The organism is Bradyrhizobium sp. F1.13.3 (assembly GCF_040548265.1).
GTDB lineage: Bacteria > Pseudomonadota > Alphaproteobacteria > Rhizobiales > Xanthobacteraceae > Bradyrhizobium.
Genome location: NZ_JBEPRI010000002.1, coordinates 806,605 through 830,818 on the forward strand (window position 1 = coordinate 806,605; position 24,214 = coordinate 830,818).

A 24,214-nucleotide genomic window follows, 5' to 3' on the forward strand; every position below is an offset into this window, starting at 1 on the left:
TTCGCTGCCCACCCCGCAGCCAAGGTAAAGCAAAGGGTTCAAAAACTCTTTCTTGAACTCGGTAAAATTAGAACTAGCTCCGCAACAACAACTCCGATGCGACATCATGACTGAAGCCAACGCCGCGCCGCTAACCGGCCATTCACCAAACGCGCTCGCCGCGGTCGAAGCCGAAATCGCGCGCGCCTGCAAGGATGCGCGCCGCGAACGTGGCTCCGTGACGCTGATCGCGGTATCGAAAACTTTCGCCGCGGATGCAATTACCCCAGTCATCGACGCCGGACAGCGCGTATTCGGGGAGAATCGCGTGCAGGAGGCCAAAGGCAAGTGGCCCGCGTTAACTTCTGGTTACTCCGATATCGCGCTGCATCTGATCGGGCCGCTGCAATCCAACAAGGCGAAAGAGGCGGTCGCGCTGTTCGATGCCATCCATTCGGTCGACCGTCCGAGCATTTGCCAGGCGTTAGCCAAGGAAATCGAATCCCAGAACAAGCACCCGGAATTGTTTGTCCAGATCAATATCGGTGAGGAGCCGCAGAAGGCGGGCATCGCCCCCGGCGAGGCCGATGCTTTCATCGCGAGCTGCCGCGACAGCTATGGGCTGACGATATCGGGGTTGATGTGCATCCCGCCGGTAGACGAGCCGCCGGCGGCGCATTTCGCGCTGACCGCCAAGATCGCCGCGCGCAATGGATTGAAGAAGCTCTCGATGGGAATGAGCGCGGATTATGCGACCGCGATCATGCTCGGCGCCACCCATGTGCGCGTGGGAAGTGCGATCTTCGGGCACCGGTGAGAGCTGTAAGCCTGGGTCGCGCCCGGCAACGGCTATCGATTTCGTCATTGCGAGCGCAGCGAAGCAATCCAGAATCTTTCCACGGAGGGACTCTGGATTGCTTCGCTGCGCTCGCAATGACGGTGGTGTATGCGGGGCCTATTCGAACCTCACCGACACCATCCCCAGCACGCCGAAATCCGCCGCGAAATGATCGCCCGCCTGGATCGGCAGCGGCGGATGGCACGTGCCCGTGGTCACCACCTCCCCTGCCCGCAAGGTGATGCCGAGGCCACGCAGCTCGTTCGCCAGCCAGACCAGGGCAATGCGGGGATCGCCGAGCACGTTCTTGCCGTAACCGAGATAGCGCTGGCCGCGCAGCGTGATCTGCGGCCGCTGCTCGACGAGATCCATGGCGCGCCAGTTCGCATTCGTCGCTGCGCCCAGCACGAACAGATGCGCACAGGCGTTGTCGGCGATCAGCTGCGCCTCGCCGGCGCTGACAAAATCAGCAAAGCGCGAATCGGGAATCTCGATCGCGGGATGCAAGCTGTCCACGGCGGCGAGCACCTCGTCGACAGGATACGGCGCCGCGCGCGGCGGCAGATCGCGCGCCATGCGGAAAGCGAACTCGGGTTCGCCGACGCGCATCGCGTTGCCCTTCATCGAGGCGGTGCCGCCATCGGCGATCACGGTGTCGCTCATGATCCGACCGGCCAGCGGTCCCGCGACATTGATGTGCTTCTGTCCGGACTCGCTCGTCGCCGCGATCTTCCAGCCGAATAATGTCCCGCTGGGCGCAGCCTGCACGGCGTAACCCTCGGTGCGGTTCTGAGGCCGCAACCGTGGCTCCAGTGCGTCTAACTTGGTGCCGTCGCGCCAATGTTTGACCAGAACCTGCGAGGCGGCGGCGATCTGATCCCTGTCGAGCATGTGTCCTCACCCGATGATGATTTTTGTTTTTGGTCCCAGCCGCCGCAGCAAGTGTCGCATCGCTGCTTCGGTCATCGAGACGCAGCCTGCGGTCGGGCCGAAATTGTCGCGCGCCAGATGCAAAAACACCGCGCTGCCGCGGCCGGCGATCCGCGGCCTCGTGTTGTGGTCGATTTCGACGATGAAGTCATAGAGATGGTCGGCTCGTTTGAGCCGGTCACCGCCCTGCCCCTCGCCGAGCCGGATTCCCTGATTGTAGTGGCGGTCCTTGGGATCCTCGCACCAGGCGTCCTCGCCGGTGATGATCCGGGCCGGCAGGAAGGTCTGCGGGCGGCTGTGCCGGTCGCCCCGCCACCACAATCGCCTGGGACGGAAGCTGCCCCTCGGGGTGCCGCCATCGCCCTCGCGCTTGTTCGCCAGAATGCCGCCGCGTCCGAGCGCCACCGGAATCGTCAGCGCTCCGGCAGTCAGCCAACCCCGGCGCGGATTCCCGGCGGCAGGCTTAACGCGGATCGCCGAGAGCGGCCCGGCGCTTCGGTTTATGGTGTAACTAGCTGACGCAGCTTTATTTTTCATGTGAACGTGCGATGTCGAATTCATTACAGGACATTCATCAAAACGGCCTGCTATTCTGGGTTAGAGTGGTTCTGGCTTGTGAATCGGTAACAGCCCACTACTTCAAGACGAACAACAATAATAACGGCGACCCCTAAACTTCCCTCTCGGCTGGGTGCAGCATGGATGCGCGCCGCGCCGGACCCCAAAAGGATGACCCCCTATGGCCAATGCCCGCAAGATCCTGATCGTGGATGACGATACCGATCTGCGCGATACGTTGGTGGAGCAATTGTCGCTGCACGAAGAATTCGAAGCCTCCGCGGTCGATACCGGCGCCAAGGGCGCGAGCGCCGCGAAGGCCAATGCCCCCGATCTCGTCCTGATGGATGTTGGCCTGCCCGACACGGATGGCCGCGAAGTGGTCCGTTCGTTACGCAAGGGCGGGTTCAAGGCTCCGATCATCATGCTCACCGGGCATGACACCGATTCCGACACGATTTTGGGGCTGGAATCCGGCGCCAACGACTATGTCGCAAAACCCTTCCGCTTCGCCGTGCTGCTGGCGCGCATCCGCGCCCAGCTCCGGCAGCACGAAGCCAGCGAGGACGCGGTGTTCTCGGTCGGCCCCTACTCTTTCCGGCCCGGCTCCAAGATGCTGACCGCCGCCAATGCGCGCAAGGTCCGGCTGACGGAGAAGGAAACCGCCATCCTCCGCTTCCTCTACCGGGCCGGCCAGATGCCGGTCTCGCGCGAGACCCTGCTCCAGGAAGTCTGGGGCTACAATTCTGGCGTCACCACCCACACGCTGGAAACCCACATCTACCGCCTTCGCCAGAAGATCGAGAAGGACGCCGCCAACCCGGAAATCCTGGTCACGGAAGCCGGTGGCTACAAGCTGGTGCCGTGATACGCTTCTGGGGCGTGCGAATCGTTTTAGATTGCATGCCCTTGAGCTCCGGACCTGAATGTCAATCGACGACGATGTAGCGCTTCTCGAGCGTGTCCCGACACTGCGCCTGTTGGGAGACGCTTCGTTGCGCATGCTGGCGATCGGCTCCGAGCAGCGTGACTTCGTCCGCGGCGACGTCTTGTTCAATCTCGGCGACGATGCCGATGCCGGCTTCGTGGTCCAGCGCGGCGCCTTCCGGGTCGACGACGGCGCCGGCGCGGAGATGATCGCAAGTCCCGGTGCGCTGATCGGCGAGCTCGCGCTGATCGTACCGATGAAGCGGCCGTCGAGCGCGATCGCGATCGAGCACGCCTCCGTCATCCGCGTCGCGCGCAGCCTGTTTCAGCGCGTGCTCGAAAGCGACCCCGCCGCCGCCGTTCGCCTGCGCGATGAATTCGCAGTGCGCTCCAGCCAGATCGCCAGCGATATATTGATGGCGGGTGCGAAGCTGACGAGCTGAGTGTCTTAGCTTCGTAGCCCGGATGGAGCGAAGCGTAATCCAGGATTCTCGCCTACGGAAAGTCCGTCCCGGATTGCGCCTCGCTCCATCCGGGCTACGGATCTCCGGTAATCACAGATCGAGCGTCACCGTAACAGGCACATGGTCCGACGGCCGCTCCCAGCTCCGCGCGTCGCGCAAAATCCTGAAATCACTGACCGCATCTTTCAGCGCGCGCGAGACCCAGATGTGGTCGAGCCGGCGGCCGCGGTCGCCGACGGTCCAATCGGCGGAGCGGTAGCTCCACCAGGTGTAGACCTTTTCCGACAGCGGAATGCGCTCGCGGGCGACGTCGACCCACTCGCCGGCGGCGAGCGCGGCTTGCAGCTTCTCGGTTTCGACAGGCGTGTGCGACACCACTTTCAGGAGCTGCTTGTGCGACCAGACGTCGTTCTCATGCGGGGCAACGTTGAGATCGCCGACCAGGATGTGGCGATCCTCGCCGCGCGGATGCAACGGCTCGCACGCCTTCATCTCGTCGAGGAAGCGGAGCTTGTGATCGAATTTCTCGTTCAACGCGGGATCGGGAATGTCGCCGCCGGCCGGCACGTAGAAATTATGCACCACCAGGGGCTTCGCGATCCCAGCCTTCTCACCGAACGATACTGAGATGTGGCGTGAATCCACCTTGTCGCAGAAGGTGCGGATGTCCTTCGACTCGAACGGAATCTTGGAGACGATGGCGACGCCGTGATAGCCCTTCTGCCCGTTCAACGCGACATGCTCGTAACCGAGCCGCTTGAAGCGCTTCAGGGGAAAGGCGTCGTCGATGCACTTGGTTTCCTGGAGACACAGCACGTCCGGTCGCGCGCTCTTGAGAAATTTTGCGACCAGATCGATGCGTAGCCGCACCGAGTTGATGTTCCAGGTTGTCAGGGAAAAACGCATGAGATTGATCTAACAAACTCCATCCGTCATGGCCGGGCTTGACCCGGCCATCCACGCCTTTTTGTAGGTCCAGAACGTGGATGCCCGGGACAGGCCCGGGCATGACGATAGAGCAGTAAACAGTCCTTAGCCCGGCGACGCGCCGTAATTCGTGAAGTCGATCTTGAACATGCCGGGATCGAGCTTCTTGCTCGTATCCAGATTATAGACCGCGATCGTGGTGTCGTAGCCCTGCGGATCGGTGACGGTCCACTGCTTCAACTGGCCGTCCTTGGCGCCGAACATCAGCAAGAGGCGGCTGGTGCCGACCAGCGCCTGCTTCTCCTCGATGGTGACGCTGACGAAGACGTCGTCGGCCGAGACGTTGACGACGTTGGTGTCCTTCATCAGATCGATGCGGTCGGACAGCAGGAAACGCAAGGGTGTCTGCGACAGCGGATAGACGTCCTGCGTCGCGAGCTTGCGGTCGCGCACCACCAGTGACGATCCGTCGGCGACGATGTCGATCGGGCTCGGCGCGTCATATTCGAAGCGCACCTTGCCCGGCTTCTGGATGTAGAAGTCGCCTTGCGTCTTGCTGCCGTCGGGACCGACCTGGACGAAATTCCCGACCAGCGTCGACAATGACGATAGGTAGGCACTGACCTTGGCGGCCTGCGCCTTCTGGTTCGCATCGAAGGTCTGGAAGATGCTGCTCGGCACGTTACGGCGCGGGTCCGGGATCACCGGATTCGGCGGCGCCTGGGTCGCGCCGGTGACAGTGGGCCCGCCGCCGGCCGGACCGCCATCGCGGCCCTTCGGTGCGGGCTTCGGCACGGGAACGGTCTGCGCGAACGACGCCGCACTCACCATCGCGGCGATGACGAGAATCACGCCGGCCATGCGCGCGCTTCGCGCAGCGACGATGGCAGCGAATCGAATGTCCGGATGTCTGATCAACGCGTCGTCCTGTGTGGCTGGGCGCCCTTTTAGCCTGATTTCGGCCAAAAGCAGATAACGTTTTTGCGTGAAATGGTGGTCTGAGGCGGCTCGCCTCACATATGGCTGTCTTCTTCCTCGACGAGAATCTCGCGTTTGCCGGCGTGGTTGGCGGGTCCGACGATGCCCTCCAGTTCCATGCGCTCCATCAGCGATGCGGCGCGGTTATAGCCGATCTGCAGGCGACGCTGGATGTAGCTGGTAGAGGCCTTGCGGTCGCGTTTGACGATCGCAACGGCCTGCGAGAACAAATCGCCGCCGCCGTCCGCGCCCATGGCGGACGCGTCGAACACCGCGCCGTCCTCGTCCTCGCTGGGTTCTTCGGCCGTGACGGCTTCGAGATATTCCGGCTGTCCCTGCGTCTTGAGGTGGCGCACCACCTTCTCGACTTCGTCGTCCGACGCGAAAGGACCGTGCACGCGGCTGATGCGACCGCCGCCCGCCATGTAGAGCATGTCGCCTTGGCCGAGCAGCTGCTCTGCGCCCATCTCGCCGAGAATCGTGCGGCTGTCGATCTTGGACGTCACCTGGAAGGCGATGCGGGTCGGGAAGTTCGCCTTGATGGTGCCGGTGATGACGTCGACCGAGGGACGCTGCGTTGCGAGGATCACGTGCAGGCCGGCGGCGCGCGCCATCTGCGCGAGGCGCTGCACCGCGCCTTCGATGTCCTTGCCGGCGACCATCATCAGGTCGGCCATTTCGTCGACGATGATGACGATGTAGGGCAGCGGGTCGAGCGAGAGCTTCTCTTCCTCGTAGATCGCCTTGCCGGTTTCCTTGTCGAAACCGGTGTGCACCGTGCGCGTCGGCTCTTCGCCCTTGGCCTTCAATTCGAGCAAGCGCGTGTTATAGCCGTCGATGTTGCGCACACCGAGCTTGGCCATGTTCTTGTAGCGCTCTTCCATCTCGCGCACGGCCCATTTCAGCGCGACCACGGCCTTCTTCGGGTCGGTCACGACGGGCGTGAGCAGATGGGGAATGCCGTCATAGACTGAGAGTTCGAGCATCTTCGGGTCGACCATGATCAGGCGGCACTGGTCGGGGCGCAGCCGGTAGACCAGGCTGAGGATCATGGTGTTGATGGCGACCGACTTGCCCGAGCCGGTGGTACCGGCGATCAGCATGTGCGGCGTGCGTGCGAGGTCGATGATGACGGGATCACCGCCGATGGTCTTGCCGAGGCAAAGCGGCAGTTTCGCAACCGAATCGACGGTCTCCTTGGCGACCAGCAGCTCGCGCAGATAGACCTTTTCGCGATGGGCGTTGGGCAGCTCGATGCCGATCGCGTTGCGGCCGGGCACGACGGCGACGCGCGCCGACAGCGCGCTCATCGAACGCGCGATGTCGTCGGACAGTCCGATCACGCGCGACGACTTGATTCCCGGCGCCGGCTCCAGCTCGTACAGCGTGACCACGGGACCTGGATGGGCCTTCACGATCTCGCCGCGAACGCCGAAATCCTGCAGCACGCCTTCGAGCGCGCGCGAATTGGCTTCCAGCTCGGCCTTGCTGAGCGGCTGGCGATCGCCGGCCTTGGGCGCGGCCAGCACCGATACGGAGGGAAGCTCGAACTTGTCGGAGGATTTCTTGGAAGTGGCTTTCGGCGCTGCCTTCTTGCGTGGGGCGCGCGCAACCGGCTCCTCCTCTTCCTCCTCGTCTTCCTCGACCTCTTCGTGCTCGTCCTCGTAGTCCTCGTCTTGCGACTGCGGTGAGATCGGCGGCGCGGAGCGGCCGCCACCGATCTTCGGCTCCTGGCGGCTGAATGCAACGGCCTTGGTCTTCGGTCCGCTCGAGACCAGCGAGCGGTAGGCAGCGCCAAGCAACCAGGTCAGCCGTGCCTTCGTGCTCATCAAGGCGTGGAACAGCCAGCCCAGCGATACCGAACCGCGATCGCCCTCCTCGTCCTGGTCGAGCGGCTTGTCGTCATCCTCGATTTCCGCGAGTTCGTCGTCATGCTCGCGTGCGCCAAGGCCGCAGGCGATCAGGAAGGTCGCCGACATCGCCGCGAACAGGATCGTGCCGAGCACGATGCGATAGATCATGCCCGCCGGTCCGAAGATCACCGCGGGCGCGCGAACCAGGGCATCGCCGACCACGCCGCCGAGGCCTGTCGGCAGCGGCCAGGCGCCGCCATGCGGCCAGCAGCTGACGAAGCCCGCCGCGATCACCGTGCAGAGAATCCAGGAGCCGAGCCGCAGCGCCTCGCGGTCGAACGGGCGGTGGGTCAGCATGCGCCAGCCCCAGACCGCGACCGTCAGGACCAGCATGATCGCGCCGAGCCCGAGGATCTGCATCGCAAGGTCGGCGCCGATCGCGCCGGCATAGCCGAGAATGTTGCGGATCGGCCGCGACGTTGCGTGGCTGAGGCTGGGATCCTGCACTGACCAGGTCATCAACGCCGCCGAGGCGACGCCCGACAATGCGATCAGGCCGAGGCCGCTGAGCTCGCGCACGCGCCGCGCCAGCCCCTCGCGGATCGAGGGCGGCAGATGGCCGACCAGGGGAATGACACGTTCGATCGTCGACATGCTCACGGGCCCCGCCTAACCCAGAGTCTCGACCAGGCGGTGCAGCGCCTGCGCCGTGGTCTCGCCATCCTGCACCAGCGCAAGGCGAATGTAGCCCGCGCCGGGATTGAAGCCGTCGGGCTGGAGCCGCGCCAGATAGCTGCCGGGCACCACGCGCACGCCTGCTTCCGTGAAGAGTTTTAGGCACACAGACACGTCGTCGCCTATTTTGGACGTGTTGAGCCAGACGCAGAAGCCGGCGTCAGGCCGGCGATAGCCGTAACGATCGCCGATGATCTGGTCGGCGAGATCGAACTTGATCCGGTACAGCCTGCGATTCTCCTCGACATGCGCCTCGTCGCCGTAAGCGACGGTCGCGACATGCTGCAGCGGGACCGGCACCTGCGGCGCCGCAATGTTGCGCAGCTCGAGGAACATGCCGATGAACTTTTTGTCGCCGGCGGCGAAGCCGACACGCATGCCCGGCAGGTTGGAGCGCTTCGACAGCGACTGGAACGCAACCACGCGGGTGAAATCAGGGCCGGCACATTCGAGCGCGCTGCCGGGCGCTTCGCGGGTGTAGATCTCAGAATAGCATTCGTCGCTGAGGATCACGAAGCCGTAGCGATCGGCGAGCTGCTTCAGGCGCGTGAAATAATCGCGCGAGGCCACCGAGCCCTGCGGGTTGGCGGGCGAAGCCAGATAGAACGCCACCGTGCACGCCAGCGTCGCCTCGTCGATGGCGTCGAGATCGGGCAGGAAACCATTTTCGGCGGTGGTCGGCAGAAACACCGGCTCGCAGCCCGCGGCGCCGGCGCCGGCGCCATAGACCGGATAGAACGGGTTCGGCATCAGGATCGCGGGCTTGCCGGGACGCGGGCCGACATAGCGCGCCGCCGCGATCGCGGCGAGGAACAGCCCCTCGCGGCTGCCATTGAGGACGAGAATCTCGCTCTCGGGATCGAGGGCGCGCGGCAGCTTGAAGCGCGACGACAGCCAGGCGCCCGCAGCCTTGCGGAATGGATCGGTGCCCTTATTCGCGGGGTAGCGGCCGAAATCGGCGATGTGCTTGGCCAGCACCGGGCCGACGAAGTCGGGCACGGGATGCTGCGGCTCGCCGACGGCAAGGGAAATCAAAGGCTTGCCCGGCTGATGGGGTGCCAGCAGCTCGTTCAGCCGGACGAAGGGAGAGCGTTCGCTATCGGAGCTTCCACTGTCCTGCGGCGCACGGGATGAAGCGGTCATAGCCATTCTGGACGCCAGCACTCTTGGAACAGCCGGTCGCAGCACGGCGCCGGCGGGAAGCGGTTCAGTTCACCATAGATAGGGCGAGGTTAAGACGCGATTAACCATCGGCCGCCGCCTCCGTCCAGAGCAGGAATAATGAGGCCGGATAACAACGGGATGCGCGGCGAACCGCAAGCTCGTCATGGCCGGGCTTGTCCCGCCTGCGCGGCCGAAGCCGCTTCGGCGAGGCGAGGGCCCGGCCATCCACGGCCTTTCCTGCTGTGCCCAAGAACTTCCTGCTGTGCCCAAGAACGTGGATGCCCGGGACAGGCCCGGGAATGACGGGCCCCGTGACCAGGCGCGCCTAGCGCGCCGGAAGCTTCTCGAAGGTCGCCATGCCCGCGGGGATCGCGTGGAAGTCCTGCTTGTCGCAGGTGTAGATTGCCATCTGCGGATGGAACTGCGCAGGCTCGTCCAGCGTGCCGACCTTCAGGATCGCGGCCGGCAATCCGGGGACCTTGGTCACCAGATGCGTGCCGCATTCGGCGCAGAATTCGCGCGTCACGGCGCGTGCGAGGTCCTTGCGTGTGAACTGCTTGGGTTGCCCGGTGATGTAGCTGAAGCCGGCCGCCGGCATCGCGATGAAGGTGTTGGGCGCGCCGCCCGAGATGTACTGGCACTCGCGGCAATGACACTGCGCCTGCATCATCGGGTCGCCCTCGGCGACATAGCGCACTCCGCCGCAATAGCATCCGCCTTCCAAACGCATGACGACCTCCCGGTTTGTTATTCTTGAGGTCGATATTTCTGCCCCGGCGGCATGGAATGGCAATCTTTTTCTTTGCGAGCGGACAAAGGCAGACCATCCGCAGCCGGTTCGTGCATCTATTTCTTGGCAAGTCCGCAGCCGTTGAATCCCCGGCCGCGCCAGCACCCGCTGCTCATGCACTCGGCCTCCAGCCGTGGACAAGCGGTTGAAGCGCAATCCGCGCGGCCGCCCATACTGACGCATGCCGTGGCGCACCTGCTTCGCATGAACGAACAGCTCATGCCGCTTCCGGTCTGCCGCGGTTGCCCTGCTCCGGCCTGATCTGGCGGCAGCACCGCCCTCTTGTCGTCGCGCGTGGGCGCCCGCTTCGAATCAGGTTGGCCCGGACTTGCGGCGGGGCTCTGTGTCGCCAGCTTGGAGAGTTCCATCCGACACGGTCGGCTGGTCTCGGTGCGGACGCCGGCGCCGGTGGTTCCTTTCAGCTCGAGTGCGAGCTTGTACCGATAGGGCGCGCCGGCGGTGCGGCGCAGCGGATCATTCTCACCAACCAGCCCGCTGACGGTGACAGTCGCGCTGCCATCCGCTTCAATCTTCCCGTCATAGATTGTCGCACCGGGCTTGCCCTCTTCCCCGGAGAGAGTGTGCAGGACGCCATCTTTGACGCGCAGGGCATACTGGAAATAGGCCTCGGAAAATGGAGGCTTGTTCTCGCAAGTCTCCTTCGCGATCCAGGTTCCATCGAACGCGGTTACGCGCTTGGCGGCGTCCGCTGGTTTCGCCAAGCTCTCGATGCGTGATTTCGCCAGATCTGCGAAGGCGCAGGCCGGGAAGCGTACGAGGTGATCCTTGAATGCCGCGAGCGTTCCCAGCGCTTCCGCGCTGCGCCAATGGTCTCCGGCCTCCGCGCAGGGATCCACCTGAGGCGTCGCAGGCGACAACGCCGCCGTCTCGGGCTTGCCGTTCAGGTAGAACTCGCCGAAGAACGACAGCGACAGCTCCGGCACTTGCGAGCCTTTCGAGCGCTGGTAGACGCCGGCGCTGATCGTCTGAAATACCGTGTTGACGTTGCCCTTGTCGCCGATGTGCTCCAGGAACGCGCTGGTATAGGGGCTGTTGCGGCCGCTGCCGTCGTCGGCGGTCCGGCCGGCCTGTGTCGCATAGGAAATGATGGTGCCCTCGGGACTTTCCATCTTGGCGAGGCCGCGTGAGACGGTGACGCCGCGGCCCTGTCCGACGTTTCGCCGCAACTCGTCGGCAAATGGATTGTCGCGGCAGGCGTCGAGCACGAGGATTCGCAGGTTCTTGGCCTGCTGCAGATCCGCCAGGATCTCGTCGGCACGTACCAGGCGGCGCAGATCGACCTCGTCGCGAACGACGGCATCGACAGGCACCAGATAGTTGACGCCGGCGAACTGGAGCGCGTGCCCGCTGTAGTAGAACAGGGCGACATCGGCGCCGCGGGCCTCACGCGCGAAGCGAAGAATGGTGTCCTGCATGGCGGGCTGGTCGAGGTCGGTCGCGACCACAGGATCGAACCCCGATCGCTTGAGGGCCGCGCCGACATCGGCCGCATCATTGGTCGGGTTGGCGAGCGAGGGAACGTTTCGGTAGGCGCCGTTGCCAATCACCAGCGCGACGCGCTTGTCCGCGCGGGCCTCGAGGCTCGACGAAGCGAGCAACAGGAAACACCAGACCAGGCAATAGGGCAGACGCATGAAATCCTGCTCCAAACGGGGAGCATGATATTCAGCAAGCTCGCAGCAATGCAATTTAACTTATGACGGCCCAGCGGCACGGGACCAAAAAGAAAGGGGCTCCAACTTGCGCTGGAGCCCCTCAACGGTCGGGACATTGCCGGGTATGTGCCCCAAACCGTAGTTGTGAGCGCGACCTCCGAGGAGGCCGCGCCCGGGAGGAGACTTACATGTTGTAGGCGCGCTCGGTGTGCTCGGTGATGTCGAGGCCTTCACGCTCGCTCTCGACATTGGCGCGGAGGCCAACGATCACATCGACGACCTTGTAGAGGATCGCCGAACCGATGCCCGACCACACCAGCGTGGTGCCGACGCCCCAGATCTGGGAGATCATCTGCGCCGCGAAGTCGTAATCGGCAACCTTCGGCGGGATCGCGGTGTAGTCGATGATGCCCGCACCACCCAGCGCCGGATTGACGAGAATGCCGGTGCCGAGGGCGCCGATGATGCCGCCGACGCAGTGCACGCCGAACACATCGAGGCTGTCATCGTAGCCGAGCGCGTTCTTCACGACGGTGCAGAAGAACAGGCAGACCACGCCGACCACGAGGCCGAGGACGATCGCACCCATCACGCCGGAGAAGCCGGCGGCAGGCGTGACGGCCACGAGGCCCGCGACAGCGCCGGAGATGACGCCGAGCACCGACGGGTGACCCTTGATGATCCACTCCGCGAACATCCACGACAGCGCGGCGGCTGCGGTGGCGACGAAGGAGTTGGTCATGGCGAGGGCTGCGCCGCCGTTGGCTTCGAGGTTGGAGCCAGCATTGAAGCCGAACCAGCCGACCCAGAGCAGCGAGGCGCCGATCATCGACATCGTCAGCGAGTGCGGAGCCATCAGCTCCTTGCCGTAACCGACGCGCTTGCCGATCAGGAGAGCACCGACGAGACCTGCGATGCCGGCGTTGATGTGCACCACGGTGCCGCCCGCGAAGTCGATCGCGCCCTTCTTGAAGATCCAGCCTGCGTCGGCGTTGATCTCGTCGAGCTTGGCCTGCGCCGCGGTCTTCGCCGCCGCGTCAGTCGCAGCAGCCAGAGCCTTGGCAGCATCCTGGATCATGTCCGGGCCGGGCCAATACCAGACCATGTGCGCGATCGGGAAGTAGATCAGCGTGACCCAGAGCGGAACGAAGAGCGCGAGCGCCGCGAACTTCATGCGCTCGGCGAAGGCGCCGACGATGAGGGCGGGCGTGATCGCCGCGAAGGTCATCTGGAAGCACATATAGATGAGCTCCGAGATGTTGGCGTCGACCGAGAAGGTCGCGGCCTTCGAATCGGTGGTGACGCCCATCATGAAGGCCTTGGAGAAGCCGCCGATGAAGTCCGAGCCGCCGGTGAAGGCGAGGCTGTAGCCGTAGACGGCCCAGATCACGGTGACGACGCATACGGTGTAGAACACCTGCATCAGGACCGAGAGCATGTTCTTGGAGCGGACGAGGCCGCCGTAGAAAAGCGCGAGGCCGGGGATCGTCATCAACAGCACGAGCACTGTCGATGTCAGCATCCAGGCGTTGTCTCCCTTGTTGACCGTTGGCTCGGCGTAGGCTGCGGTCGCAGCGAACAGGCCGACTGCGAGAGCCGCCAATCCCGCGCCATAGGGACGCTTAAACGTCATTTCATTTACTCCTGATTGAATTTTGATAGAGCGCGAAATCAAAGGGCCGCAGCATCGGCCTCGCCGGTGCGGATGCGAACCGCATGGTCGAGATTGATGACGAAGATCTTGCCGTCGCCGATCTGTCCGGTTTTCGCGGCAGACGTGATGGCGTCGATGGTCTTGTCGACCTGGTCGGAGGCGACAGCGACCTCGATCTTGATCTTGGGCAGGAAGCTCACGGCATATTCGGCGCCGCGATAGATTTCCGTATGGCCCTTCTGGCGGCCATATCCCTTGACTTCCGTCACCGTGAGACCGTGAACGCCGATGGCGGTCAGGGCGTCACGGACTTCTTCCAGCTTGAATGGCTTAATAATCGCCATAACAATTTTCATGGGTCCTATCCCCGCTTGGGCCCGGTCCGGACGTGGCCGGGCGTTTCTCGACTGGTTCGCCACGAGGGAGAAAGTTCACTACGCGGGCACAGCCAGGACCCATAGAATCAAATGCCGTGCCAGATCGGGCGTGTTGCCTAACGGACTATGAAAACGGGTGTTTTCGCGTTTGACGCGTATTGCGGTGCAGTGCGCCATTACGCCGCGCTCAATACCTGACCACGTCTGATTAAAATAAAGGCATGACAAGCTGCCGACACATTGGTGCTCACGCGTCGGGCAGCAGAAAGGTATTTCTGTAAGGCGGGCGCCTATTGCAGGGCTCGCCGTGCTGCGGAATATCGGGCCCCTCGCACAAATGCTCACGGAATACGCTCAACCGGGCCAACCAGCTGGAGCGTGGCGAGGTTTGCCGGACGGCCGCCGCCAGAGACCGTCAGGCGGCGCTGCGTTCCGCGAATACCCGGTCGATCAGCCCCCAGTCGACCGCCTGCTGCGCGGTCATGAAGTGGTCGCGGTCCAAGGTCCGTTCCACGTCCGGTTCAGGGCGCCCGCAATGCCGGGCATAAAGCCGGATGATGCGCCGCTTGGTTTCCTGCATCTCGGTGGCATGGATCAGGATGTCGGACGCCTGGCCCTGAAAGCCGCCGAGCGGCTGATGCACGTGAAGACTCGCATTGGGCAGGGCGGCGCGGTGACCGGGCTCGCCCGCCATCAGCAGGAATGAGCCCATGGAGCGCGCGGTGCCCATGCACAGCGTATGCACCGGCGCCTTGATGAACTGCATGGTGTCGTACATCGCAAGGCCAGCGGTGACCACGCCGCCATAGGAATTGATGTAGAGATTGATCGGCTTGTTCGGATTCTCCGCCTCCAGGAACAAGAGCTGCGCGCAGACCAGTCCGGACATCGCATCGTTGACCTCGCCGTTGAGGAAGATGATGCGCTCGCGCAGCAGGCGCGAATAGATGTCGAAGGATCGCTCGCCGCGAGCGGATTGTTCGACGACCATAGGGACGAGCTGAAGCATGTCGCGCATCGGCGACCTCCATGTCTGCGGGTGATGAAGTGGTGTCGGTGTCAGGCGGCCGCGCGCATCAGGCAGCCATTGCTGTTGGCCGGCTGCGGCAGCTTCATACGGATATCGCAGGCTTGCTGGATGATGCGGAAGCGGGTGCCGCCGTGCTCGTTCGGTTCGATCCGGAAGATGACATGGCTTTCGCGAAACGGCGGTTCGGAATCGCGAAGCCGGTACCGCACCTCTTGACCTGGGATCGATGTCTCAGGCTCGGCGCCCGCAAGATCGCAATCCGGCAGCCAGCGCTCGCGCAAAGCCGGAATGATCACCGCGCGCCAGACCTTGGCCGGCGGCGCATCGAATTCATATTCGAGCACCAAGTCTGTTTTGAGCACCAAGTCTGCGTCGGAGGGATCAGGCTTCACGGCGTCGCTCATTGATCCATCTCCTTCAAGAGATCGGCGAGGGCATCCATACGTTTCGGCCAATAGGCGCGGTAGCGCGCAAGCCACGTCCCGATGGCAACGATTCCTTCGGGATCGACTTCGTAATTCACAAAGCGGCCCTGCCGCTGTTCGCGCACCAGGCCTGCCCCGCGCAGCACCGCGAGATGCTGCGACATCGCCGGCTGGCTGATCTCCAATCCGTCGCGCAAAGCGCTGGCATTCAGGCTTCCGCCGGCCAGCTTCTCAAAGACCTTGCGGCGGGTCGGGTCGGCCAGCGCCTTGAAGATGTCGGCTTCGATCATGGCAAAACATAAGCATACGCTTATGTGTTGCGCAAGCCCCCGATCACTGCAGCGCCTCGCCGTGCTGCGAAATATCCAGGCCTTCGAGTTCGTGCTCGCGGGAGACGCGCAACGGCACGAACAGGCCGACCAGCTTCAGCAGGACGAAGCTCACGCCGGCCGACCAGACGAAGGTGACGGCGACCCCTGAGAGCTGGATCAGAAGCTGCTGCGGATGGCCTTCGAGCAGGCCGGCGGTGCCGCCGATTGCGCTGGCTGCGAACACGCCGGCCAGCAGGGTGCCGGTCAGCCCGCCGATGCCGTGGACGCCGAACACGTCGAGCGAATCGTCATAGTCGAAGCGGTGCTTCAGCCAGGTGCAGGCCCAGTAGCAGACGAGGCCTGCGATCACGCCGATGACGATACCGTGCCAGGGCGCAACGAACCCGGAGGCCGGCGTGATGGTGCCGAGGCCGGCCACCGCGCCGGAGATCATGCCGAGCACGGACGGCTTGCGCCGCGTCGACCATTCGATCGCGCCCCAGGTCAGCGCGCCGGAGCAGGCGGCGAGATGGGTGGCGATGATCGCCAGCACCGCGCGCGAATTGGCTGCGCCCGCCGAGCCGCCGTTGAAGCCGAACCAGCCGACCCACAACAGCCCGGTGCCCATCACCGCGAGCGACAGATCGAACGGGGAGAGATTTTCAGTGCCGTAGCCATGACGGCGTCCCATCACCTTCGCCGCGACCAGGCCGGCGGTGCCGGCCGACAGATGCACCACGAGCCCCCCGGCGAAATCCAGCACGCCCATGCTGGCGAGGAAGCCGCCGCCCCACACCCAATGCGCCAGCGGTATGTAGACGAAGATGAACCAGGCGACCGAGAACAACAGATAGGCCGAGAACCGCATCCGGTCGGCCACCGCGCCCGCGACCAGCGCCACCGTGATGATCGCAAACGTCATCTGGTACAGCATGAACAGCGCTTCCGGGATCGTCTTCGCCGCCGGATTGACGCTGTCCATGGTCATGCCGGCGAGAAACCAGCGGTCGAGCGTGCCGATCCACGGGCCGTCGCCGACGAAGCACAGCGAATAACCGAACGCGACCCAGAGAATGGAGATGATCGTCACCGCGGCGAGGCTTTGCGCCATGGTGGCGAGCACGTTCTTCTTGCGCACCATGCCGGAATAGAGCAGCGCGAGCCCCGGGATCGTCATCATCAGCACCAATGCGGTGGCGACGATCATCCAGGCGGTGTCGGCGGTGTTGATCTCGGAGCCTGCAGCCTGCGCCGGCGAAGCCAGGATCGACGCAAACCCGATCGGCGCGGCCATAGCGGCCGCGCGGCGCAACAATCCCGCCATGTCGTTCCCCCAGCTATTGATTGCGTCGCACGCTGTGGCGCCGTTGCCGGGTGCGATCGAAGAAGGAGAGCGTTTTCGAGCGAAGTGGATACCGATTCGCGTAAGGAAAACGCGTCAGAACAAATATCTAGAGCGCGTCGCTGTCGGTCTCGCCGGTGCGAATGCGGGTCGCGTGATCGATCGGCGTGACGAAGATCTTGCCGTCGCCGATCTGGCCAGTGCGCGCGGTCGCAGTGATCACGGCGACGGCCTTCTCCGCGATATCGGAGGCAACCGCGATCTCGATCCGCAGCTTCGGCAGGAAATTCACGACATATTCGGCGCCGCGATAGATCTCGGTATGGCCCTTTTGGCGGCCATAGCCCTTCACTTCAGTCACGGTCATGCCGTGGACGCCGATCGCCGTCAGCGCCTGGCGGACTTCATCGAGCTTGAAGGGTTTGATGATCGCGACGACGAGTTTCATGGTCAGGCCTGTTCCCCGGGGATGCGCCGCGCCGTATGTCCCCGGCGCAGCGTCAATCTGGCATCTTTCCGGGCAAATGGCATAAAAATGTTGCAGATTGAAGCGGAAAAATCGTTGGACCATGTGAACGGCCGCCTCTGTACAGGGCAGCCGTTCATCCTCCACAATGCGTTTTTGGCATGGATGCGATGAACCCAAGCGTCGCGGCCGGTACAAAACTATGTTTGAGGGGGACGCTTTATGGCGAGTTGGTTCTACGCATCCGAGGGCAAGCAGCAGGGGCCCTATCAGGAAGGTCAATTCCGCGACCTCGTCGCCCAGGGAGTCGTGCGCCCGGATACGCTGGTGTGGTCGGAGGGCATGGCCGGCTGGCAGAAGGCCGCCGAAATCCCCGGCCTGATCGGCCACGGCGGTGCGCCCCCGATGATGCCGGCTGGCGGCCCGCCGATGATGGGCTCCGGCGGTTACGGCGGCGGTGGCGGCGGAGGATCGCTGGCGGTCGATTTCGGCATCCTCGAGTTCACCTGGCGCAGCATCGTGATGCTGATCGGGATGTGCTTCATCATCCCGGTGCCGTGGGTGTTCGTCTGGTACACGAAATGGATCGTGTCCTGTGTGAAGGTCCCCGGGCGGCCCAATCTCAGCTTCACCGGCAATGCGATGGCGCTGGTGCCCTGGTATTTCGGCTTCATCGTTCTGGCGATCGTGATCGGGTTGATCGGCGCCCCGTTGCTGAGCAATTTGCTGTTCATCGCCCAGATCGTTCTGTACTGGCTCCTGATCAAATGGATGGTCGCGAACCTCGCCTCCAACGGGCAGCCGCTCGGCCTGAGCTTCACCGGCACGGTCTGGGCCTATGTCGGCTGGAGCCTGCTGTTTGCGATCTCCATCATTACCATCATCGGCTGGGCCTGGGTCGCCGCGGCCCAGATGCGCTGGTTCTGCCGCAGCATCGAAGGCACGCGGCGCGAGATTGTCTTCAACGGCAGCGGTCTCGGGATTCTCTGGAGGGGCATCGTGGCCGCATTCCTGTGCGGCTTCATCATCCCGATCCCGTGGGTGTATCGCTGGATCATGAACTGGTTCGCGTCGGAGACCGTCCTGGCTCCGCGAGGATCGCTCCGGGCATGACCTCGAGAGGCATAAGCGCGATCGATCGTGCTTATGCGTCCTAGGCTTTCCGTTCGCGCACCGAGCCTTCCTGCGCGACGGAGGCCACCAGCGTGCCGTCAGGCTTGAAGATCGAGCCGCGGGTCAAGCCACGGCCGCTTCGGGCGCTCGGCGAATCCTGTGCGTAGAGCAGCCATTCGTCGGCGCGGAACGGCCGGTGAAACCACATCGCGTGGTCGAGGCTCGCCGGCATCATGCGCTTGTCGAACAGCGTGCGGCCGTAGCGCGCCATGATGGCATCGAGCAGCGAGAAGTCGGACGCATAAGCCAGCGCGCACATGTGCAGCGCCGGATCGTCCGGCAGCGTCGCTGCGGTCTTGATCCAGACATGGATGCGGCCGTCCTCGATCTTTTGGCCGAAATAGCGGCCGAGCTCGACCGGGCGCAGCTCGATCGGACGGTCGGATTCATAGTAGCGGCGGATGAACTCCGGCATCTCCTTGAACATCGGCTGCTTCGCCACTTCCTCCGCCGTGAGCTTTTCCGGCGGCGGCACGTCGGGCATCTTGTCCTGGTGATCGAACGCGCTCTCCTCCTCGGCATGGAACGACACCATGATCGAGAAGATCGCGTTGCCGTGCTGAATCGCGGTGACGCGGCGCGTCGAGTAGCTCTTGCCGTCGCGCAGGCGCTCGACCTGGTAGATGATGGGGATCTGCGGATCGCCCGGCAAGATGAAATAGCAATGCAGCGAATGCGGCAGCCGGCCCTCGACGGTGCGGCACGCTGCAACCATCGCCTGCCCGATCACCTGGCCGCCGAACACCCGTTGCCAGCTGGTCTTCGGACTGTTGCCGCGAAACAGATTCACCTCGAGCTGTTCGAGGTCGAGGATCGAGATGAGGTCGATCAGGCTCTTGGACATGCTGGTGCTTTCAAAATGCCTCGTCATTCCGGGCGCACGGAGTGCGAACCTGAAATCTTGAGCTGACGACCTCTGGATTCCGGGTTCGCGCTCGCGCGAGCCCCGGAACGACGGAATGAGGCCGTTCCGCCCTTGTTTCACCGCACTGTTTCGCCCACCTCAAGTCTGGTAGCAAGACCAAGAAAACGCGAAGACTTAGCCGGGAATTGGGTATGTCGGTACAGGGTAGCATTGTCATCGGTGGCGGCGCGTTTGCGGGCCTGGCGCTGGCTCTGGCGCTGCGCCAGGGGCTCGGCCCCGAGATCCCCGTCATCGTCGCCGACCCCGCGCTCGGCACCCGGACGAGCCGGGACCCGCGCGCCACCGCGATCGTGGCAGCCTGCCGCCGCCTGTTCGAGGCGATCGGCGCCTGGGACGACGTCAGGGGCGAGGCGCAGCCCATCCTCGACATGATCGTCACCGATTCCAAGCTGGAAGACGCCACCCGTCCGGCGTTCCTCAACTTTGCCGGCGATGTCGCGCCGGGCGAGCCCTTCGCGCATATGGTCGAGAACCGCCGCCTGATCGATGCGCTGGTGGTGCGCGCCGAGGCCGAGGGCATCGATCTCCGCGCGACCACAGTGTCGTCTTACAACGCGCGGGCCGAAGGCATCGACGTGACGCTCGGTGATGGCAGCGTGATTGCCGCGAGCCTCCTGGTCGCGGCCGACGGTGCGAAGTCGAAACTGCGCGAGCGCGCCGGCATCGCCACCCATGGCTGGGAATACGATCAGTCCGGCATCGTCGTAACTGTCGGGCATGAGCGCGATCACGAGGGCCGCGCCGAAGAGCATTTTCTGCCGGCGGGTCCGTTCGCGATCCTGCCGCTTTCAGGCAAGCGCTCCTCGCTGGTTTGGACCGAGCGCCGCAGCGAAGCCGCGCGTATCGTTGCGTTGAGCGATGAGGAATTTCACGGCGAGCTCGAGCAACGCTTCGGCCTGCATCTCGGTGAGGTGAAGGCGCTCGACAAGCCGCGCGCGTTTCCGCTGTCCTATTTCGTCGCACGCTCCTTTATTGCCCAGCGCCTCGCGCTGGTCGGCGATTCCGCCCACGTCATCCACCCGATCGCGGGCCAGGGTCTCAACATGGGGCTGAAGGACGTCGCCGCGCTGGCCGAAGTCGTGGTCGATGCCGCCCGGCTCGGCATGGATATCGGCGCCGCCGACGTGCTCGAACGTTACCAGCGCTGGCGCCGCTTCGACACCATGGCCATGGGCGTTGCCACCAACTCGCTGAACTTCCTGTTCTCCAATCAGTCGACCTTGCTGCGTACCGTGCGCGACATCGGCCTCGGCCTCGTCGACCGCGCCCCGCCGCTGAAGAACCTGTTCATCCGCCAAGCCGCGGGTTTGACCGGTGAGATACCGCGGCTGCTGAAGGGCGAGGCGCTGTAGCGCCGCGCTGACGCCTCACTCTCCGCCGTCGTCCCGGACAAGCACGCCTCAAGCGCGCGCAGATCCGGGACCCACACGCCGCAGCAATAGTTTTGCGAAGACTCGGAGTGACCAGCTCGCGCAACAACCCAATTCGGTGGTTATGGGTCCTGGCCCCCGTGCGCAATTGCGCACTAGGCCTAGACGACACCTGGGGTGCGGCGCGGTCATCGCGCCAAACGACCACCGGGCCACAAGTCTCTCAATCGATCTTACGGGCCTCTTCCGGCAGCATGATCGGGATGCCGTCGCGGATCGGATAGGCGAGCTTGGCGCTGCGCGAGATCAGCTCCTGCATTGCGGAATCGAACTCCAGCGGACCCTTGGTCAGCGGGCAGACCAAAATCTCCAGCAATTTGGGATCGACGCTGGCTTCGGGGCGTTCGGTGGGCGCATTCATGGGGGTCTCCGGCGGTCGGTTGCCTCTAGCATAAAAAATCGTAGCAGCCCATCGCATCGCCTCAAGCGGAGACCATGCGCAGGATCTCGTCGAGCAGACCCTCGAGCCGCGCGGCGGGTAATGGCGGGCCCGACAGGGCGAAGCCGAGAAACGTCCAGTACAGGATTTGCGCGCGGGCTCGCGCCGTCGCCGCTTCGAACCCGCGCTTCCTCAGCAGCTCCTCGATATAGTCGAGCCTGCGCCGGTCGATGGCACGCACCGCCGTTTGTGCCGCCGCATCGAAGGCCGCCCAATTCCGCACCGCGCGCTCGAGGTCGAGCCGCGCGCTAAAAGTCCTGAGCAGTAGCGCTTTCAGCGGCTCGTCGCTGTCCGCCTCGACATCGGCGATGATCTGCTCGGCCGCGATCTCGCGCCAGCGCTTCAAGAGAGCAGCATGGAAGGCGCCGAGATCGGCGAAATGCCAATAGAAGCTGCCGCGCGACACCCCCATGGCTTTCGCCAGCGGATCGGCCTTCAGCGCGGTGAAGCCGTCTCTCGCGAGCGCCTTCAGGCCCTGTTTGATCCAGTCGTCGGCGGTGAGCTGTTCGGCCATGTCGGGTTCCGGATTCGACCATACACTAGTGTATTGACAGCCGGCAGGCCAGCGCTTATCTCGCCATACAGAGCTGTATGGAAAAAGTTTTCAGGAGTTTTGACGATGCGTGATCTCTTGCTCCAGTGCGCCGGGGTCGTAACCATTATCGTGGCCCTCATTCATGGCATTCTCGGCGAGACCAAGGTCTTTGCGCGCGCCCGCATCGAGCCGGAACGGCTCCGCACCCTGATCCGCCTGGTCTGGCAGGCCTCGACCGTCGCCTGGATCGGCAGTGGTGTGCTTCTGATCGCGGCGCCCTGGATGGAATCGGAGCCGGCGCGCCACTGGATCGTCGTCACCATGGCCGGCGTGTTCGGCTTCGCCGCTCTCGCCAACGCATGGGCAACGCGCGGTCGCCACTTCGGCTGGATGGCGCTCAGTGCTGTCGTCGCGATGGCGGCTGCCGGCTACTAGGCGCGGTATATCGCAGTCATGCTGTTGTGAGGCGAAAGGCCGCATCGACGCGCCAAATGCACGTTGCGCACGGAGGGCGCTGAGCTTTTTCGGATCGTTAGAATATCTCTAAAGGCTTCCGCCGTAGCTGCGGATTGACTTCATCATGTGCTTTGCTTCCTTCGGTCCCGCTTCGCCTCAGGGCGTAGCGCCCACGACAGAAGAGGAGACGTTCGTGAAGGTTATTCGTGTTGTTGCCGTTGCATTGACGATCGGGATTGGCATGGGATCGGCCGCCTTGGCCGATGGTTTCAAGGACTGCACCAAGCTCGACAAGGCGTCGTGGAAGCCGGCGAGCGAAGCCGAAGCCAAGGCCAAGGCGCTCGGCTACGAGGTGCGGCGCTCCAAGATCGAAGGCTCGTGCTACGAGGTCTACGGCGTCAAGGAAGGCAAGCTTTACGAGCTGTTCTACAGCCCCGAAGATCTCAGCCTGAAGCACACGATTGCGAAGTAGACCGCGCGAGATGGTCTGCGCGCAAATGTCTGCGCAAAGTCATGCCTGAGGGTGGTCCTCGCTTGATCGAAGAAACGGTGCCGCACGCACGCGGGGAGTCCAACCGGACCCCCGCGGATCGAGCCGTTGCGCGGACAGTCGCGGTCTGGGACCTCCCGCTGCGGCTCTGGCACTGGGCGCTCGCGGCTTGCGTTCTGGCCGCGTGGTTCACGCCGACCGTCTATGACGGACTTCACCGCATCGTCGGTTATACCGTACTCGGGCTTGTTGCGTTCCGTCTGGTCTGGGGTCTTTGGGGAAGCCGCTATTCGCGCTTCCGCATGGTCGGCGTCAGGCTTCGGGCCGCACCGGGTTATCTCTGGAATCTGCGCCGCGGCATCACCGGCCGCTATATCGGTCTCAATCCCGCCGGCACGTTGATGCTGGTGGCGCTGCTGGTCTCGCTCGCGGTCTCGACGATATCAGGCGCGATGTCGGTGACCGTGACATTTTTCGGCGTCTGGTGGGTCGAGGACACCCACCACTATTCATCCGACGCGGTCATCGTCCTGGTCGTGCTGCACATCTTGGGCGTGCTGATGATGGGGCGCCTTCAACGCGAGAACCTGATCAGCGCGATGATCACCGGACGTAAGCGCATCCGCGGTCATTCCTGAGCGCGCACGCACCGATCACTGCAGCGGCGGATCGCCGCTGGTGCGCTTCTTCGCGAGATCCATCTCGGTGACCGCGACCAGGATTTCGGCGCGGGTCTTCAGGTCGGGCGCTTCAAGCATCGCTTGCTTCTCGGCCACGCCATAGGGCGACATCATCGCCAGTGCGTTGACGAGCGCTTCGTTCGGGGCGGTCTCGACGCCCTCCCAGTCGACCTTGAGGTCGTTGGCCTTCAGAAAGTCCGCCAGCACCGTCAGCAGTGCTTCGCGATCGACCTCCTCCTCGCCCATGCGCGGCGTGAAGTCGTCGACGAAGGCAAAGAAATCCACCTTGCACTGCCGGTAGGCGGTGAGCACTTCGAGCTCCTCGAGCACTCTAAAGCGCGAGACGCCGGTGAGCTCGAGGATGTAGCGGCCGTCGCCGGATTCGGCGAGCTGGGTGATGCGGCCGACACAGCCGACACGGAACAGCGCCGGCTTGTCGGAATTCTTGGGCGAGTGCGCGATGTCGGGCTGGATCATGCCGATCAGGCGATGGCCATCGCGGAAGGCATCGTCGACCATCGCGAGGTAGCGCGGCTCGAAGATGTTGAGCGGCATCTGCCCGCGCGGCAGCAGCAGCGCGCCCGGCAGCGGAAACACCGGAAGGATCTCCGGAAGGTCGGCGGGCCCGCGATATTCGATGTTGATCGGCATCTGCAGGGTTC

The 24,214-nt window shown here is 63.9% G+C and carries 27 protein-coding genes; 8 read left to right on the forward strand and 19 right to left on the reverse strand.

Annotation, left to right across the window (positions count from 1 at the left end; all coding sequences use genetic code 11):
* Positions 1-106: 106 nt before the first annotated feature.
* Positions 107-796: a YggS family pyridoxal phosphate-dependent enzyme gene (locus ABIB66_RS08585; protein ID WP_354064948.1), complete on the forward strand. Its 690-nt coding sequence runs from the start codon at positions 107-109 to the stop codon at positions 794-796.
* 138 nt (positions 797-934) lie between these two features.
* Here the strand turns inward: ABIB66_RS08585 and ABIB66_RS08590 are convergent, their stop codons facing one another.
* Positions 935-1,708 (reverse strand): 2-keto-4-pentenoate hydratase, encoded by a 774-nt coding sequence (locus ABIB66_RS08590; protein WP_354209763.1) that lies wholly within the window; start codon positions 1,706-1,708, stop codon positions 935-937.
* Between the two features lie 6 nt (positions 1,709-1,714).
* Positions 1,715-2,284, reverse strand: a complete 570-nt coding sequence (locus ABIB66_RS08595; protein ID WP_354209762.1) for a L,D-transpeptidase family protein — start codon at positions 2,282-2,284, stop codon at positions 1,715-1,717.
* Positions 2,285-2,486: 202 nt separating this feature from the next.
* Between ABIB66_RS08595 and ABIB66_RS08600 the strand changes: the two genes are divergently transcribed.
* Together ABIB66_RS08600 and ABIB66_RS08605 are read left to right on the forward strand one after the other, a co-directional pair.
* Complete coding sequence (locus ABIB66_RS08600; RefSeq protein WP_007598630.1) at positions 2,487-3,173, forward strand: response regulator transcription factor; 687 nt, start codon at positions 2,487-2,489, stop codon at positions 3,171-3,173.
* Positions 3,174-3,231: 58 nt separating this feature from the next.
* Positions 3,232-3,675 carry a cyclic nucleotide-binding domain-containing protein gene (locus ABIB66_RS08605; RefSeq protein ID WP_007598631.1) on the forward strand — a complete coding sequence of 148 codons (444 nt, stop codon included), beginning with the start codon at positions 3,232-3,234 and terminating at the stop codon, positions 3,673-3,675.
* A 111-nt stretch (positions 3,676-3,786) separates the two neighbouring features.
* Here the strand turns inward: ABIB66_RS08605 and xth are convergent, their stop codons facing one another.
* From xth to ABIB66_RS08670, 13 genes are all read right to left on the reverse strand, one after another.
* Positions 3,787-4,602, reverse strand: a complete 816-nt coding sequence (xth, locus tag ABIB66_RS08610) for an exodeoxyribonuclease III (protein WP_354064942.1) — start codon at positions 4,600-4,602, stop codon at positions 3,787-3,789.
* Between the two features lie 126 nt (positions 4,603-4,728).
* The gene (locus ABIB66_RS08615; RefSeq protein WP_275169010.1) at positions 4,729-5,484 is read right to left on the reverse strand and encodes an outer membrane lipoprotein carrier protein LolA; all 756 of its coding nucleotides are present in this window, start codon (positions 5,482-5,484) and stop codon (positions 4,729-4,731) included.
* Between the two features lie 152 nt (positions 5,485-5,636).
* On the reverse strand, positions 5,637-8,114 hold the full coding sequence (locus ABIB66_RS08620) for a DNA translocase FtsK (protein ID WP_354254690.1): 2,478 nt from the start codon (positions 8,112-8,114) through the stop codon (positions 5,637-5,639).
* Positions 8,115-8,123: 9 nt separating this feature from the next.
* The gene (locus tag ABIB66_RS08625; protein WP_354209760.1) at positions 8,124-9,338 is read right to left on the reverse strand and encodes an aminotransferase class I/II-fold pyridoxal phosphate-dependent enzyme; all 1,215 of its coding nucleotides are present in this window, start codon (positions 9,336-9,338) and stop codon (positions 8,124-8,126) included.
* Positions 9,339-9,678: 340 nt separating this feature from the next.
* Positions 9,679-10,083, reverse strand: coding sequence for a GFA family protein (locus tag ABIB66_RS08630; RefSeq protein WP_354209759.1), 405 nt, complete (start codon positions 10,081-10,083; stop codon positions 9,679-9,681).
* Between the two features lie 116 nt (positions 10,084-10,199).
* Positions 10,200-11,798, reverse strand: a complete 1,599-nt coding sequence (locus ABIB66_RS08635; protein ID WP_354209758.1) for a caspase family protein — start codon at positions 11,796-11,798, stop codon at positions 10,200-10,202.
* A gap of 205 nt (positions 11,799-12,003) precedes the next feature.
* Positions 12,004-13,452, reverse strand: a complete 1,449-nt coding sequence (locus ABIB66_RS08640; protein ID WP_275169018.1) for an ammonium transporter — start codon at positions 13,450-13,452, stop codon at positions 12,004-12,006.
* Between the two features lie 38 nt (positions 13,453-13,490).
* Positions 13,491-13,829 carry a P-II family nitrogen regulator gene (locus tag ABIB66_RS08645; RefSeq protein ID WP_008142813.1) on the reverse strand — a complete coding sequence of 113 codons (339 nt, stop codon included), beginning with the start codon at positions 13,827-13,829 and terminating at the stop codon, positions 13,491-13,493.
* Between the two features lie 436 nt (positions 13,830-14,265).
* Entirely contained in the window at positions 14,266-14,868 is a 603-nt protein-coding gene (locus ABIB66_RS08650; protein ID WP_027514844.1) for an ATP-dependent Clp protease proteolytic subunit, read from the reverse strand.
* A gap of 41 nt (positions 14,869-14,909) precedes the next feature.
* A complete protein-coding gene (locus ABIB66_RS08655) occupies positions 14,910-15,284 on the reverse strand; it encodes an SRPBCC family protein (RefSeq protein WP_354209757.1) in 375 nt (124 codons plus the stop codon).
* Positions 15,281-15,595: an ArsR/SmtB family transcription factor gene (locus tag ABIB66_RS08660; RefSeq protein WP_275169024.1), complete on the reverse strand. Its 315-nt coding sequence runs from the start codon at positions 15,593-15,595 to the stop codon at positions 15,281-15,283. The genes ABIB66_RS08655 and ABIB66_RS08660 overlap by 4 nt, the downstream gene beginning before the upstream one ends.
* A gap of 43 nt (positions 15,596-15,638) precedes the next feature.
* The gene (locus tag ABIB66_RS08665) at positions 15,639-16,940 is read right to left on the reverse strand and encodes an ammonium transporter (protein WP_354209756.1); all 1,302 of its coding nucleotides are present in this window, start codon (positions 16,938-16,940) and stop codon (positions 15,639-15,641) included.
* 127 nt (positions 16,941-17,067) lie between these two features.
* Entirely contained in the window at positions 17,068-17,406 is a 339-nt protein-coding gene (locus ABIB66_RS08670) for a P-II family nitrogen regulator (RefSeq protein ID WP_007598647.1), read from the reverse strand.
* 240 nt (positions 17,407-17,646) lie between these two features.
* Between ABIB66_RS08670 and ABIB66_RS08675 the strand changes: the two genes are divergently transcribed.
* A complete protein-coding gene (locus ABIB66_RS08675; RefSeq protein WP_354209755.1) occupies positions 17,647-18,537 on the forward strand; it encodes a DUF4339 domain-containing protein in 891 nt (296 codons plus the stop codon).
* 40 nt (positions 18,538-18,577) lie between these two features.
* On the opposite strand, the gene tesB is transcribed toward ABIB66_RS08675, so the two are convergent.
* Positions 18,578-19,441, reverse strand: coding sequence for an acyl-CoA thioesterase II (gene tesB / locus ABIB66_RS08680; protein ID WP_211394983.1), 864 nt, complete (start codon positions 19,439-19,441; stop codon positions 18,578-18,580).
* A gap of 212 nt (positions 19,442-19,653) precedes the next feature.
* Between tesB and ABIB66_RS08685 the strand changes: the two genes are divergently transcribed.
* Complete coding sequence (locus ABIB66_RS08685) at positions 19,654-20,874, forward strand: ubiquinone biosynthesis hydroxylase (RefSeq protein ID WP_354209754.1); 1,221 nt, start codon at positions 19,654-19,656, stop codon at positions 20,872-20,874.
* Positions 20,875-21,115: 241 nt separating this feature from the next.
* On the opposite strand, the gene ABIB66_RS08690 is transcribed toward ABIB66_RS08685, so the two are convergent.
* On the reverse strand, positions 21,116-21,313 hold the full coding sequence (locus tag ABIB66_RS08690; protein WP_354254693.1) for a Trm112 family protein: 198 nt from the start codon (positions 21,311-21,313) through the stop codon (positions 21,116-21,118).
* 61 nt (positions 21,314-21,374) lie between these two features.
* Positions 21,375-21,905 carry a TetR/AcrR family transcriptional regulator gene (locus tag ABIB66_RS08695; protein WP_354209753.1) on the reverse strand — a complete coding sequence of 177 codons (531 nt, stop codon included), beginning with the start codon at positions 21,903-21,905 and terminating at the stop codon, positions 21,375-21,377.
* Positions 21,906-22,010: 105 nt separating this feature from the next.
* On the opposite strand from ABIB66_RS08695, the gene ABIB66_RS08700 reads away from it, so the two are divergent.
* The 3 genes from ABIB66_RS08700 (at position 22,011) to ABIB66_RS08710 (ending at position 23,510) form a co-directional block, all read left to right on the forward strand.
* Positions 22,011-22,361, forward strand: a complete 351-nt coding sequence (locus ABIB66_RS08700) for a hypothetical protein (protein ID WP_354209752.1) — start codon at positions 22,011-22,013, stop codon at positions 22,359-22,361.
* A 214-nt stretch (positions 22,362-22,575) separates the two neighbouring features.
* On the forward strand, positions 22,576-22,854 hold the full coding sequence (locus ABIB66_RS08705; RefSeq protein ID WP_247357338.1) for a PepSY domain-containing protein: 279 nt from the start codon (positions 22,576-22,578) through the stop codon (positions 22,852-22,854).
* Positions 22,855-22,916: 62 nt separating this feature from the next.
* Positions 22,917-23,510, forward strand: coding sequence for a cytochrome b/b6 domain-containing protein (locus tag ABIB66_RS08710; RefSeq protein ID WP_354254695.1), 594 nt, complete (start codon positions 22,917-22,919; stop codon positions 23,508-23,510).
* A 15-nt stretch (positions 23,511-23,525) separates the two neighbouring features.
* Here the strand turns inward: ABIB66_RS08710 and ABIB66_RS08715 are convergent, their stop codons facing one another.
* Positions 23,526-24,203, reverse strand: coding sequence for an LON peptidase substrate-binding domain-containing protein (locus ABIB66_RS08715; protein ID WP_354209750.1), 678 nt, complete (start codon positions 24,201-24,203; stop codon positions 23,526-23,528).
* Positions 24,204-24,214 lie beyond the last annotated feature (11 nt).